Annotated in this window: 9 protein-coding genes and 2 pseudogenes; 6 read left to right on the top strand and 5 right to left on the bottom strand. The window is 58.1% G+C overall.

Annotated elements, in window-relative coordinates:
• Nucleotides 1-108 precede the first annotated feature (108 nt).
• From H6B30_RS04715 to H6B30_RS04700, 4 genes and pseudogenes are all read left to right on the top strand, one after another.
• Nucleotides 109-1,218: an endo-1,4-beta-xylanase gene (locus tag H6B30_RS04715; RefSeq protein ID WP_205108415.1), complete on the top strand. Its 1,110-nt coding sequence runs from the start codon at nt 109-111 to the stop codon at nt 1,216-1,218.
• A 92-nt stretch (nt 1,219-1,310) separates the two neighbouring features.
• Nucleotides 1,311-1,466: pseudogene (locus tag H6B30_RS04710) on the top strand (alpha-N-arabinofuranosidase); the annotation flags it as partial.
• Between the two features lie 310 nt (nt 1,467-1,776).
• A complete protein-coding gene (locus H6B30_RS04705; protein ID WP_205108435.1) occupies nt 1,777-3,381 on the top strand; it encodes a glycoside hydrolase family 43 protein in 1,605 nt (534 codons plus the stop codon).
• Nucleotides 3,382-4,664: 1,283 nt separating this feature from the next.
• A pseudogene (locus tag H6B30_RS04700) lies at nt 4,665-5,858 on the top strand (DUF418 domain-containing protein).
• Nucleotides 5,859-5,945: 87 nt separating this feature from the next.
• Here the strand turns inward: H6B30_RS04700 and recA are convergent.
• The 5 genes from recA to H6B30_RS04675 form a co-directional block, all read right to left on the bottom strand.
• Nucleotides 5,946-6,974, bottom strand: coding sequence for a recombinase RecA (recA, locus tag H6B30_RS04695; RefSeq protein WP_205108414.1), 1,029 nt, complete (start codon nt 6,972-6,974; stop codon nt 5,946-5,948).
• Nucleotides 6,975-7,146: 172 nt separating this feature from the next.
• Nucleotides 7,147-8,373 carry a saccharopine dehydrogenase family protein gene (locus H6B30_RS04690; protein ID WP_205108412.1) on the bottom strand — a complete coding sequence of 409 codons (1,227 nt, stop codon included), beginning with the start codon at nt 8,371-8,373 and terminating at the stop codon, nt 7,147-7,149.
• Between the two features lie 42 nt (nt 8,374-8,415).
• Nucleotides 8,416-9,012, bottom strand: coding sequence for a DUF6621 family protein (locus H6B30_RS04685; RefSeq protein WP_205108410.1), 597 nt, complete (start codon nt 9,010-9,012; stop codon nt 8,416-8,418).
• A 209-nt stretch (nt 9,013-9,221) separates the two neighbouring features.
• On the bottom strand, nt 9,222-9,422 hold the full coding sequence (locus H6B30_RS04680) for a helix-turn-helix domain-containing protein (RefSeq protein ID WP_205108408.1): 201 nt from the start codon (nt 9,420-9,422) through the stop codon (nt 9,222-9,224).
• Nucleotides 9,410-10,096: a hypothetical protein gene (locus H6B30_RS04675; RefSeq protein ID WP_205108406.1), complete on the bottom strand. Its 687-nt coding sequence runs from the start codon at nt 10,094-10,096 to the stop codon at nt 9,410-9,412. The genes H6B30_RS04680 and H6B30_RS04675 overlap by 13 nt, the downstream gene beginning before the upstream one ends.
• Nucleotides 10,097-10,330: 234 nt before the next feature.
• On the opposite strand from H6B30_RS04675, the gene H6B30_RS04670 reads away from it, so the two are divergent.
• Nucleotides 10,331-12,121, top strand: a complete 1,791-nt coding sequence (locus H6B30_RS04670; RefSeq protein ID WP_205108404.1) for an efflux RND transporter periplasmic adaptor subunit — start codon at nt 10,331-10,333, stop codon at nt 12,119-12,121.
• Nucleotides 12,122-12,950: 829 nt separating this feature from the next.
• Nucleotides 12,951-13,760 carry a rhamnulose-1-phosphate aldolase gene (rhaD, locus tag H6B30_RS04665; RefSeq protein WP_205108402.1) on the top strand — a complete coding sequence of 270 codons (810 nt, stop codon included), beginning with the start codon at nt 12,951-12,953 and terminating at the stop codon, nt 13,758-13,760.
• The last annotated feature ends 7 nt before the right edge of the window (nt 13,761-13,767 follow it).

Below are 13,767 nucleotides of genomic sequence, written 5' to 3'. Positions count from 1 at the left end.
TTGAACACTATAAAGTTACAACAATTTTCGCTAATCACCAAATTTACAAATAGTTATAATTCATCGAACTCACGTTAAATTATTAATCATTATATCTCATAACCGTTGATGAAAAGACTTATGATTGCGGCTCTTGCCGCGCTATTGCAGGCAGCTTCATTGCATGCCCAAGGCCTGAAAGATGTCATTGGCAAAGACATGCTGATAGGCGTTGCCTTGAACAAGTGGCAGTCGTCGGGCGGTGTGCCTGAGGCTACCGCCATTGTGCGGAAGCACTTTAACAGTGTTGTGGCCGAGAACTGCATGAAGTCAGAGAACTTACAACCCCGTGAGGGCAAGTTTTATTTTGACGCGGCCGACAGCCTTGTCGCTTTTGCCCGCGACAACAACCAGACGCTGACAGGCCACTGCCTTGTGTGGCATTCGCAAGTTCCGAGATGGTTTTTCAAGGACAAGGCCGGGCGGACAGTAACCCGCGACGTGCTCGTAGGGCGCATGCGGCGACACATAAAGAAGGTGGTTGGCCACTTCAAGGGCAAGGTGCGCGGCTGGGATGTGGTTAACGAGGCCATAGAGGACGACGGTTCGTTCCGCAAGTCGCCGTTCTATAGCATCATTGGCGAGGATTTCATCGAGATTGCCTTCCGTGCAGCCCACGAGGCCGACCCGGGCGCAGAGTTGTATTACAACGACTATTCGCTATCCAACCCCGCAAAGCGCGATGCCGTATGCCGGTTGGTCAGACGGCTCAAGTCGAAGGGCGTCCGCATTGATGCCGTGGGCATGCAGAGCCACAACGGCCTCGACTACCCCGACCTTTCAGCCTATGAGGCCAGCATCGACTCTTTCGCCGCCTGCGGCGTGAAGGTTATGGTGACAGAGCTCGACCTCAATGTGCTGCCTTCTCCCAAAGGGTTCAGCGGGGCCCGCATAGAGCAGGACTTTGAATACCATAAGCGGCTCAATCCATATCCAGAGGCATTGCCCGACAGCATATACCGCAAGTTTGAGCAACGCTACCTCGAACTCTTCAGCATATACCGCCGCCACCGCCACCAGATGAGCCGCATCACCCTGTGGGGCATTAGCGACCGCGATTCATGGCTCAACGACTTCCCCGTGCACGGGCGCACAAACTACTCGCTGTTCTTCGACAGGAATTACGCAGAGAAGCCCGTGGTAAGTAAGATCATTGAGCTTTGGGAGGGCCGCGACTGATGGCTTGGCGCGCCGGCGGCAGTCTTCGCCCCCAATGGCTTGCGCCCCGTCGGCGGACATCCTTAATGACAAACCGATTAATAAACAAAGATATGAAAGCATCAAGATACATTTTCCCGGGTGACTACATGGCCGACCCTTCCGCCCATGTGTTTAATGGCAAGCTGTACATCTACCCGTCGCACGACAGGGAGTCGGGCATTCCCGAAAACGACAATGGCGACCATTTCGACATGCGCGATTACCATTGCCAATAGCCGGCTACTGGTTGGGCTATGGCGGGCGCCTGTCGGCAGTATGGTTTATATGTCATTAACAGAAAAACATTAGTAGTTTATGAAAAAGATATTGCTGTTAAGTAGGTGTTCAAAATTAATTGCCATCAAATTGTGCGCTATTTCGGAGATGCATGCCAAAGTCCGAAGAGAGAGCGTAGCGGGCTACGCGACTGATGAGACTTTGGCATGCGGCCCGAAAGAGCACACAAGATGGTGGCAAAGATATAGAGAATCCCTGCAAGGTCTATTGTGTCGGTTAATTTTGAACAGCTACTTATTAATGTCTGTGCTTGCGGCCATAGGAGCCGGGGCACAGGGTGAAACGTTCAGGAACCCGGTGGTGTGGGCCGATGTGCCCGACCCCGATGTGATACGTGTTGGCGACGATTTCTATCTCGTCAGCACCACCATGCACCTGATGCCGGGCGGCCCGGTGATGCGGTCGAAAGACCTTGTCGGTTGGGAAACGGTGTCTTATCTTTTCGACACGCTCAACGATACACCGAAGTATGATATGGTTGGGGGCACTGTCTACGGGCGCGGGCAGTGGGCAACGTCGCTCCGCTACCACAACGGCACTTTCTATGCGTTGTTCTCGCCCAACGATGAGCCCTACCGCTCGTATGTCTACAAGACCGACGACCCGGCAAAGGGCTGGACGCTAAACTCGCGTCTGCCCCACTTCCACGACTCGTCGCTCTTCTTCGACGACGACGGCAGGGTTTACGTGTTCAGCGGACAGGGGCGGCTCAATGAGCTCACGCCCGACTTGAAGGGCCTTAGGCAGGGCGGTACAGACACCACCGTGATTCAGCGCGACGCCGAAGAGAACGGCCTGTTGGAGGGCAGCCGCGTGATAAAGCACGCCGGGAAGTATTATCTGCTGATGATTTCGTGGCCCAAGGACAAGCCCCGCCGGCAGCTGTGCTACCGTGCCGACAAGATAACGGGGCCGTATGAGAAGAAGGTGATACTGGAAGACAACTTTGCAGGCTTCCCTTATGTGGGCCAGGGCACCATCGTCGACGATGCCCGTGGCAACTGGTACGGCTTCATCTTCCAAGACCGCGGGGCCATAGGGCGTGTGCCCACGCTGATGCCCTGCCGCTGGGTTGACGGCTGGCCCATGCTGGGCGATGCCGACGGCCGTGTGCCGCTATGCATGGCCAGGCCTGTGCAGGGGTATCCTGATGTTCCGCTGGTGGTGAGCGACGGCTTCGACAGCGGCAGGTTGAATATAAACTGGCAGTGGAATCACAACCCGGTTGCCGGGGCATGGTCGTTGACGGAAAGGCCGGGATGGCTCAGACTGAAGACGAGCCGTGTGGCCGGCAGCATCTATACTGCGCCAAACACGGTATCGCAGCGCATGGAAGGGCCAATGTGCAGCGCATACATCGAGATGGACATATCGAACATGAAAGATGGCGACAGGGCCGGGCTGGCGGCCTTCAACGGCCATTCCGGGCTGATAGGCGTTGAGCGCGAAGGCAAGGCGGCGTGGCTTACGGTGAGGCACACGCTGGTGAACATGACCAGCAAGGAGCACAAGGTGACGGGCGTCGACGACCAAGAGGTGGCCCGCGTGAGGCTGAAGGGCAAAAGGGTGTTTCTGCGCATAGACGGCGACTTCAACCTCGGGCGCGACAAGGCTGTGTTCTATTATAGCACCGACGGCAGGCGCTGGACTTCCGTTTGCGGAGAGTTTACCATGAGGTTTGACTTCACCCGCCTGTTCATGGGCACCCGCTACGCCATATTCAACTATGCAACGAAGGCCGCGGGCGGATATGTTGACATAAACAAGTTTGTTTACCACAAGGCTGAAAACGACGGGGCGACCGACTTTGACGGTTGGCGCAGGGCCATGTCGGGCATGTGGTAATCGGGTGGTAAGCCACGGGTGGCATCGAGGCATGGGCCTGCCCGGCCTTTGGTTGAATGTGGCCACGGCGGCGTATGCCACCACCTGATTCTCTATTTATTGCATTCTACGCAGGTGACAGGAGACAGAGCACGATGCAGTCGGGCTGTTTCCTGTCACTTTTCTTTTGCTTCTTGTGCAATGGCTGCGTTTGTTGTAAATGTCCATGTGCTTTATCCCTGTCAGTGCACAGAGCCACACGACGTTTCCTTCCCGTTGTCGTGCCGGTTGGCATACTGCCTGGCCATGGGCTTTACGGGCTGGGTCGTAACGCTGCGCCAGGCAGCGCGCCGGCACAATGAGGGCGCCATCTGTTTGGTAAAGCGCCGATGGCGGAGCATGCATTTGGCTGAATGCCTACCGGTTTTGGCATTATGCCGTAAAGGCCTGTATGGGCTGGCAGGCCGCTCCGGCCGTGCTTTCACTGTTGTTTGCCTGCACCTTGGTTAACAGCCTGTGTCATAGCGGATTGCAAAACGGGCTGTCCGGGCCTTCCAAACGGCCCGTATTGCAGCCTGAAACGGCCCGTATCGCGATGCAATGCGGCCTGTGTTGAAATGCCATGCGGCCTATGTGCCGGCGGGGTGGGGCCGTGGCGGTTTTTCATTGTCGGCATCCGGCTACTGTTTGGTGCGGTTGTTTGTGCCAAGCTCAGCTTCACCCGCCGTGCCACGTGCGCAGGCTTGCGGGCCAGCCTTTGTCCGGGGCTTTATGCCGGGGGCTGTGAAGCCGGCCGGCACGATGAGCCGCGAAAACCCGAAACAGCCTCGTGGCTTGATGCCCAGCCTTGGTTAAATTCTTTGTCTTGGCCGCTACAAATGTGAATTCTGTAATGAATTTATTGCAAAAATGGCTAACTTTGCATTCAGCTTTGCCTGGCAACGGATTGGGCGGACTTAACCTTAGGCTGCAGCATGGCGCTCGCGGCGCTGCAAGTCAGGGCGCGGCCGGCATGGGGCGGCATGGTGGCATGGGGCACCCCGCCGCCTGTTGGCTTATTGGCGTGCCGGCCGTGCAGTTCGGTGATGGCCGGAAGCGTATGGCAAAATGATAAATGCAACATACGGTATAGGCATGGTGGTGTGTTGGCTTTTGGCCGGGTGCTGTGGCAAGTCGGCCCCGGCTGTGGCCCGTGCCCTTGCCGCAGGCTTGCCTGTGGCAAGGGCCTGTGGCGTAACATGGGGCGGGGCTGGTTGCGGCCCATGCCGCCTGATGATGGTCAGATAAACGTAAGACTGTAAATAATGGAACAATCAGCAAAACAGAATTCTCGTATCGAGATGGTTGACGCGCTGCGTGGGTTTGCCGTCATGGCCATAATCATGGTTCATAATCTCGAGCATTTCATCTTTCCCGTATATCCCGAGAGTGGCCCCGCTTGGCTCGATGCTCTCGATAGCGGGGTGTTCAGTGTGGTGTTTTCGCTTTTTGCGGGCAAGGCCTATGCCATTTTCGCCCTCCTGTTCGGTTTCACCTTCTATCTGCAAAGCAGCAATGCAAGGAGGCGGGGGCTCGACTTTGGCTACCGCTTCCTGTGACGCCTGGTGCTGTTGGCCGGTTTCGCCACGCTCAACGCCGCCTTCTTCCCGGCCGGCGATGTGCTCCTGCTCTTTGCCGTTGTGGGCATAGTGCTTTTCGTTGTGCGCAACTGGAGCGACCGCGGCGTACTCGTGGCAGCGGTGTTCTTCCTGCTTCAGCCAGTGGAGTGGGGGCATTATGTGGCTTGGCTCATCGATTCGGCCCACCGTCTGCCCGACCTCGGGGTCGACGCCATGTATGCCGCGGTGGCAGAGGTGACCAAGACCGGCGACTTTGCCAGTTTCATTGCCACCAACATCGGGCTTGGCCAGAAAGCCAGTCTGCTGTGGGCTGTCAATGCGGGGCGCTTCAGCCAGACCGCAGGTTTGTTCCTGCTGGGCTTCTACTTTGGCCGCAAGCAGATGTTTGCAGCCACCGACACCAACCTGAGGCGCTGGGTCGGGCTGCTCGTGGTGTCGGCGCTGGCCTTCGCCCCGCTGTATTCGTTGCGCGACTTGGCCATGGGCGGTGAGCCGATGGTGCGGCAAACCGTGGGCACGGCGTTCGACATGTGGCAGAAACTGGCTTTCGCCTTTGTGCTTGTGGCTTCGTTTGCCATACTCTTCCGCAACCGTGGGTTTGCCAGGGCCGTTGGCGGCCTGCGTTATTACGGCCGGATGAGCCTCACCAACTATATCAGCCAGTCGGTTGTAGGGGCAGCCCTTTACTTCCCTTTCGGACTTTATCTGGCCCCCCATTGCGGCTATGCGTTGAGCCTTCTTGTGGGCATCGTGGTGTTTGCGGCCCAGGTGTGGGTGTGCAAGTGGTGGCTGTCGGCCCACAGGCAGGGGCCACTTGAGGGCTTGTGGCACAAGTGGACGTGGCTCTGCGGCGACGACGGGCGCAGTCAGGCGCGTTAGGCAGCCTCCGCGGCAGGTGGTTATGCAAAGCAAAAGGCGGACAGGTCAGCCTGTCCGCCTTTTGCTTTGTGTGTTGAGTTTGGTTGCCTACTCCTTGTCGGCAATGGCCTGCATGATGAGGCCTTCAAGCTCTTCGCATAGCTCGGGGTTGTCTTTGAGCAGTGCCTTTGTGGCATCACGGCCCTGGGCCAGCTTGGATCCGTTGTAAGAAAACCAGCTGCCGCTCTTCTGTATGATGCCGTACTCAACGCCAAGGTCTACTATCTCGCCAATCTTTGATATGCCCTCGCCGAACGTAATCTCAAATTCTGCCTTGCGGAACGGGGGCGCCACCTTGTTCTTCACCACCTTTACGCGCACCTGGTTGCCTATGATGGTGTCGCCGTCCTTTATGCTTGTCACCTTGCGGATGTCGAGACGCACACTCGCGTAGAACTTCAGGGCATTGCCGCCGGTGGTGGTCTCGGGGTTGCCGAACATCACGCCGATTTTCTCTCTCAGCTGGTTGATGAAGATGCACGTAGTGTTGGTCTTGCTGATGGTGCTTGTCAGCTTGCGCAGGGCCTGGCTCATGAGCCTGGCCTGGAGCCCCACCACGTTGTCGCCCATGTCGCCTTCAATCTCTTTCTTTGGCGTCAGGGCGGCCACAGAGTCGACCACGAGTATGTCGACGGCCGACGAGCGTATCAGCTGGTCGGCAATCTCGAGCGCCTGCTCGCCGTTGTCGGGCTGCGATATCCACAGGTTGTTGACGTCAACTCCGAGCTTTTCGGCGTAGAAACGGTCGAAGGCGTGCTCTGCATCGATGAAGGCGGCTATGCCGCCAGCCTTCTGGGCCTCGGCGATGGCGTGGATGGCCAGTGTGGTTTTGCCCGACGACTCGGGGCCGTATATCTCTATTATCCTTCCGCGGGGATATCCGCCAACGCCGAGGGCGGCGTTGAGGCCTATGCTGCCTGTGGGTATCACCTCCACATTGTCTATCTGTTCATCGCCAAGCTTCATTATCGAGCCTTTGCCGAAGTCTTTCTCTATCTTTGCCATTGCGGCCTGGAGGGCTTTCAGCTTGTCCTCGATGGCCGACTGGTTGGATGTTGGTTCTTTTTCTTTTGCCATTATAATTATGACTTATTGTGTTGTTGTTAACTGTATGTAACGTTGTGATTGCGCAGTGGATTGCCTTGCCGCTGGTTGCAGCCATGTCATGCCCGTTCCGCATGCCCGTAGTCATGCGGCTGGCGTTTGGCGCGCGTGCAGTCCCGGGCCGCATGCCGGCCACCGCCCGAAGTCACAGCTCGAGGTCGCCGCCGAACACTTCGTGCCACGGCAGGCCCTGCTTGCCCAGCTGCTCCATGAACGGATCTGGGTCGAACTCCTCGACGTTCCACACGCCGGGCTTGCGCCACAGGCCCTTGAGGAACATCATTGCGCCAATCATTGCCGGCACGCCGGTGGTGTAGCTCACGCCCTGCATGCCCGTCTCGTTGTAGGCTTCCTGGTGCTTGCAGTTGTTGTATATATAATAGGTGAGTTCCTTTCCGTCTTTCATTCCGCGTATGCGGCAGCCTATGCTCGTCTCGCCGTCGTAGTTGGCGCCGAGGTCCTGCGGGTTGGGCAGCACTGCCTTGAGGAACTGCAGCGGCACGATGTTCACCTTTACCGTCTTGCCCGAGCCGTCGGCCAGCGGTGCTTCGTATTCCACTTCGTCTATGCGCGACATGCCAATGTTCTGTATCACGTCGAGATATGTGAGGTATTGCTGCCCGAAGGTCATCCAGAAGCGGGCCTGCTTTATGGTTGGGTAGTTCTTTACAAGGCTCTCCAGCTCCTCGTGATGCAGCAGGTAGCTCTCGCGCGGGCCAATGTTCGGGTAGGTCAGCGGCTTGTGTACGGCCAGCGGTTCGGTCTCGATCCATTGCCCGTCTTTGTAGTACAGGCCCTTCTGTGTTATCTCGCGGATGTTTATCTCGGGGTTGAAGTTGGTGGCGAATGCCTTGTGGTGGTTGCCGGCATTGCAGTCGACGATGTCCAGATACTGTATCTCGTCGAAGTGGTGCTTGGCTGCGTATGCCGTGAATATGCCGCTCACGCCCGGGTCGAAGCCGCATCCGAGTATGGCGGTGAGGCCAGCCTGCTCGAAGCGCTCCTTGTAAGCCCACTGCCATGAATACTCGAAGTGGGCCTTGTCGCGCGGCTCGTAGTTGGCCGTGTCGAGGTAGTTGCATCCGCAGGCGAGGCATGCCTCCATGATGGTCAGGTCTTGGTAGGGCAGTGCAAGGTTGACCACGATGTCGGGTTTGTAGCTGTTCATGAGCGCCTTGAGCTGCTCCACGTCGTCGGCATCCACCTGTGCCGTCTTGATGGCGGGGTTGCCGATGGCCTCGACAATCCTGTCACACTTTTCTTTCCTCCGGCTTGCAATCATGAAGTCGGTAAACACATCGGCATTCTGTGCTATCTTGAATGCCGCAACGGTGGCGACGCCGCCGGCGCCAATCATTAATACTTTTCCCATAGTTGTTGTTATGATTGTTTTCTTGTTGTCTTTCGTTTGTGTTCAGCAGTTGTTCAGTTCGTCGGCCCTTATGCCCAGGGCGTTCATGAGCGAGTATCCGAGTATCTCTTGGCGGAAGTTTCCGCCGGCCATGGGCTCCATGGCGAACACCGTGATGCGCTTCTCGTCGTCGGCATGGCGCAGGGCGTTGCGCACGCTGTCGTAGTATTCCTCGGCGTTGGGGATAAGCATGACGCGCCTGACGCCGCCCGCCGTGGCCAGTATGCCGGCCGATTCTGCAAACAGGTCGGCCACTTTTTCAGGGCCGTCGGCCTCTACCGAGCTTATGAGAAACTCGCCCAGGTGGTCGCCGAAGGCCTTGCCGTCGAGCTCGGAGGCATAGTTGCCCGGGGTGAAGTTGTCCATCGCGGCCTTCGCGCGGTCGTGGACAAACACCACCTGAACGCTGTTGGCTCCTTCGCGCAGCCCTCCGTCGAGGGCTATGCAGTCTATCCACCGGGCCGTATCGGCCTTGGGAATGCGGCGTCCTATCATCCGCTCGAAATTGACAATGAGGTTGAAGGCCACCTTGTCGGCGTAGTCGCCGTCGACAAGTATAACGTTCTCGCTCCAGCTTGGTTGGTTTGTGTCGAAGTTCATAGTGCAAATTTACTATATTTCTGCATATTGGCCAAACAAATCTTTTCCTGTTTTTGTGTAATTATGAATATGGTGCACATGTAATAAGGCAAAAGCAGGAAAAGCAAAGCCTTGCTGATGTGGGGTAGGGCGTTGTGTATGGCGTTTCCGGCATGGTGTGATTGGTTGTTGGGGCTGCCGTCGGCGATGTGTGCCGAGGCAGTGGCGGCCTATGCCCCGTTGCGGTATTGCTTTGGCGTCTGGCCGGTGTGGCGCTTGAAGAACTTTGTGAACACAGCCTGGTCGGAGAACGACATTGCCGCCACTATGTCTTTCATGGACAGCGACGAGTCTGCCAACAGGTACTTGATTTCGGCAACCACGGCTGAGCTTACGGTGGCCGAGGCCGGCTTGCCGGTCAGTTCGAACACCACGCGGCGAGGTATTGGGGCGTGATGCAAAGCTTTGAGGCATAGAACTCCACGCTGTGGTGGCAGCGGGCGCTGCTCTTCAGCAGTTCCATGAGCGACTTGAAGATGTGCAGCTTGCGGCTCGACACGCATGCCTGCCACAGCCCCGGGCACACCAGGCGGGCAAAGTGGTTGGATATTTCCATGAACAGTGCTGCCGACCTGCATGTTATCAGCGCGTCGCGGTGTATGTTGTCACAGTCGTAAATGGTGCGCTCAAGGCTGCCGAAGGCGTCGGCCAACATCATGGCCGCACGGGCTTCAATCAGTGTAACGTGGTTGCTGCGTTGGTATTCGAGGTATTCCGGCTCGAACGGGGACCTGTTTCGGAACACGTACTTGACAAACCTTTCGGTGGTGAGGAGCACATATCCGTCGGCGTCGGCACTGGCGTCAACCATCTCAACGCTGTCGAGGCACCCCACAGTGTCTACGTAGCAGTGAGGCGTCACCACGTGGTTGCGGTCGCCAATGCGCATGGTCACCATGCTGCGCGTCATCAACATCACGAAGTGTATGTCCACTTTGCGTTGCCCGGCCGCCCTTATCGACTCCATGGTGGGGTGCCACATCAGTGCCCCGAGGTCGGTGTGGCATTCGGCTTTGAATGTCTTTGCAAATTCGTTGAGCGTCATATGGGTTGTTTTTGTGCGCTCCGGCGATGCGGTTTTGGCCGCGTCGGGCCCGGTGCGGTTGTTTCCTTGGCAAAGGTATGCAATGTTTCAGAATTGTCAAACATTGTCCAGTTAAATACAAAGAACTAATCTTTTGATTATAAAACGGCAATTTTTGTTTCATTTTGGATATAGACGAAGAGCTTCACTTTCCATATCTTTGCCTCCGATTAATGTTTTATAGCTTTTCTGATTATGTTTAAGAAACTACCTAGACTGCCATTGCCGGCATGCGTTTGCGCCTGTTTCCTGTTGCTGGTGCAGTCGTGCAAGGAGAAAAAACATGAGACATCTTCGGGCGGTTACAAGACCCTTGTGGTAAGCCCCGGGCGTTGTGTGATGGAAAAAGAGTACAGTGCCACGCTCAAGGGCGTGCAGAGCGTTGAGGTGCGCCCGCAGGTTAGCGGTACGATAACCGAGATACGGGTGGGCGAGGGCGAGCGCGTCAGGCGTGGCGAGGTGATGTTTGTCATCGACCAGGCGCCATATCGAGCCGCCCTTCAGACCGCCGAGGCTGCCGTGGCCAGTGCCGTCGCAGCCGAGGCCAATGCCCGCCTGACGCTCAAGAGCAAGGAGCAGCTGCACGCCGAGGGCGTGGTGAGCGACTTCGACGTGGCCCAGGCCCGCAACGACCTTGCCTCGGCCGAGGCTGCCCGCGACGAAGCCAAGGCCGCGCTTGCATCGGCCCGCAACGACTTGTCGTACACAGAGGTGAAGAGTCCTGTCGACGGTGTTGCCGGGATGATGCCTTATCGTGTCGGGGCGCTTGTCAGTTTGTCGGTAGAAGAGCCGCTCACGGTGGTGTCGGACAACAGCCGCGGGTATGCCTACTTCTCTGTGACAGAGGCCGAGATGCAGCGCCTCATAGCCGACCACGGCTCGCTCGAGCGGGCCATGTCCACGCTGCCCAAGGTCGGTCTGCGCATGAGCGACGGCACGGAATATGAAGGGCAGGGCACCGTCGATGCCATCAGCGGCAACGTGGACTCTGAGAAGGGGTCGGTGACGCTGCGTGCCACGTTCCGGAATCCGTCGACCCTGCTGCGCAACGGCGGCAGCGGCACGCTGGTGGTGCCGTTCGAGCGTGACAGCGCTATAGTCATACCGCAGGAGGCAACCTACGAGATACAGGACAAGAAGTTTGTATACCGCGTTGTCGACGGCAAGGCCAAGTCGACCGAGGTGGCCGTCGAGCCACTCAACGACGGCAAGGACTATGTGGTCACGGCCGGGCTGAAGGCCGGCGACGTGATAGTGGCCGAGGCCAGCAAGCTGGCTGCCGAGGCCAAGCTCGAGTCGCTGTTGCAGCAGGCCTTCGAGCTTGAAAACTCGCTGTCGGCTCTGGTCGGGCGAGCCCCGGGGCCCATAGCCCGGAGCGACATCGACTCGCAGCGCCTGCCCGATGCGCTGGCCGGAGGTGTCGACATTGCCACGCTGGCCGCCAGGCCCGACGTGAGGCAGGCCGAGGCCCGGCTGAAACAGGCTTTCTATTCTACCAACAAGGCGCGCGCCGACTTCTATCCCACTGTGACGCTCAGCGGCAGTGCGGGCTGGACCAACAGCGGCGGGGCGGCCATTGCCAACCCCGGAGCGTGGCTGCTGCAGGCTGTTGGCTCGCTGGTTCAGCCGCTGTTCAGCCAGGGCCGGCTCAAGGCCGGCCTGCAGGTGGCCAAGGCCCAGCAGGAGGAAGCTGTCGTTGCGTTTCGCCAGAGCCTGCTCGACGCGGGCACCGAGGTGAACAATGCCATGGCGGCCTGGCAGACGCTGAACCGCAAGGTTGAGCTGCAGGAGCGGCAGATTGGCGCCTTGCGCCAGGCCGTGAGCGACACCGAGGCCACCATGAGGCACGGTTCGGCCAACTACCTGCAGGTGGTCGTGGCGCGGCAGTCGCTGCTCCAGGCCCAGCTCGACGCCCTGGCCGACCGCTACTCGCGCATGGAGAGCGTGGTGACGCTGTACAAGGCTCTTGGCGGAGGCTGCCGGTAGGGGCGCGTGTGGCAGGCGTATGGCGGCCCATTTACCGCGAAACAGGCCGATGCCTTTCTTTTCCTTGAATGATCGATGCCGTGGAACTCTTTTCATTTATTTTCATAACCAGCTCCCTGCACCGTGGTTGGCGAACCGCCGGTGCAGGGTTTTTGGTTGCCGGGCGGCGGCGTTGATTGCCGCCGGGCCGCGCTCCGGCCGGGCGTGGGGTGGTGTGGCTGCCCGTCGGGGCCGGTGATTATGGCAGCCTGTCACTGTGGCTTCGGCTCCGCCGACAGCGCCCTCTGCCAGTCAGCCGTGCTTGTCTGCGCGGCCATGGCTTGCCGGCATAGCCCGGGGGTGGCCGCCGGCATTTTCCAAAACCTGCCGTATTGGCTTGCCAAACGGCCCGTCCGGCCTCGCAAAACGGCCCGTATCGCAAGCCAATACGGGCCGTTTTGCTGCGGGTCAGGCGCGGCGGCGCATTTGTTGCAGGCACAGATGGCGTCCACTGACCGCCTCGGCGGCTGTAAGCCGTTGGGCGTCTGGCGGTTGCGAAGTCGGCTTGCCGGCCCGCAACAGGCCCCGGGGGCGCGCCCGTCCGGGCGGAGGCTGCGAGCCAATGTAGCGCGGCTGTTGGAGCCACGGTTGCTGTTGCGGCCGCGTGCGGCCCACGGCATGCCTGCCGCAACCGTAGCAGGCATGGGCCGGCAGGGCGGGCGGCAAACCGCCTGGTTGATTTGAATCAACCGTAAAATCAATACTTTCAGCCTAAAAATCAAATAACTATGTTTAAGTAAACCAATAAGTCGTATTTTTGCAACAGTTAATATTTAATACAGATTTAAACATGAATAGTATATTGGACGGTCGGTCTGCTTTGAAGAAGGAGATTGACAAGATAGCTGAGGTTGCCGGTTATCTCTGGCAAAACGGTTGGGCTGAGCGTAACGGAGGCAATATCACTGTAAACATTACCGAACTTGTTGACGACGAGATACGCCGCATGCCGGCTATAAGCGAAGTGAAGCAGATTGGCGTTACGCTGCCTGCGCTCAAGGGATGCTACTTCTATTGCAAGGGCACAGGCAAGCGCATGCGCGACCTCGCGCGCTGGCCTATGGACAACGGAAGCGTGATACGCATTCTCGACGACTGCGCAAGCTATGTCATCATAGCCGACAATGCCGTGATGCCAACCAGCGAACTGCCCTCCCACCTTACGGTTCATAACCACCTGATAGAGTCGGGTTCAGCATACAAAGCCACTGTCCACACACACCCGATAGAGCTCGTTGCCATGAGCCACAACAAGAAATTCCTGGGCAAGGACGTGCTTACGCGCATACTGTGGAGCATGATTCCCGAGACCAAGGCTTTCTGCCCGCTGGGCCTGGGCGTGGTGCCCTACCAGCTGCCCGGCTCCAACGACCTGGCCGACGCCACGCTGAAGGAGCTCGAAGACTACGACGTGGTGCTGTGGGAGAAGCACGGCGTGTTTGCCAAGGGCCTCGACGTGATGGACGCTTTCGACCAGATTGACGTGCTCTCAAAGAGCGCCAAGATTTACATCGACGCTAAGTGCATGGGCTTCGAGCCCGACGGCATGACCGACGAGCAGATGGCCGAGATGACAAGGGCGTTCAACCTGCCTAAATAAGCAAACA

It is taken from the genome of Marseilla massiliensis (assembly GCF_016899955.1).
Classification (GTDB): Bacteria; Bacteroidota; Bacteroidia; order Bacteroidales; family Bacteroidaceae; genus Prevotella; species Prevotella intestinigallinarum.
This window is presented reverse-complemented; position numbering and strand designations above follow the sequence as displayed.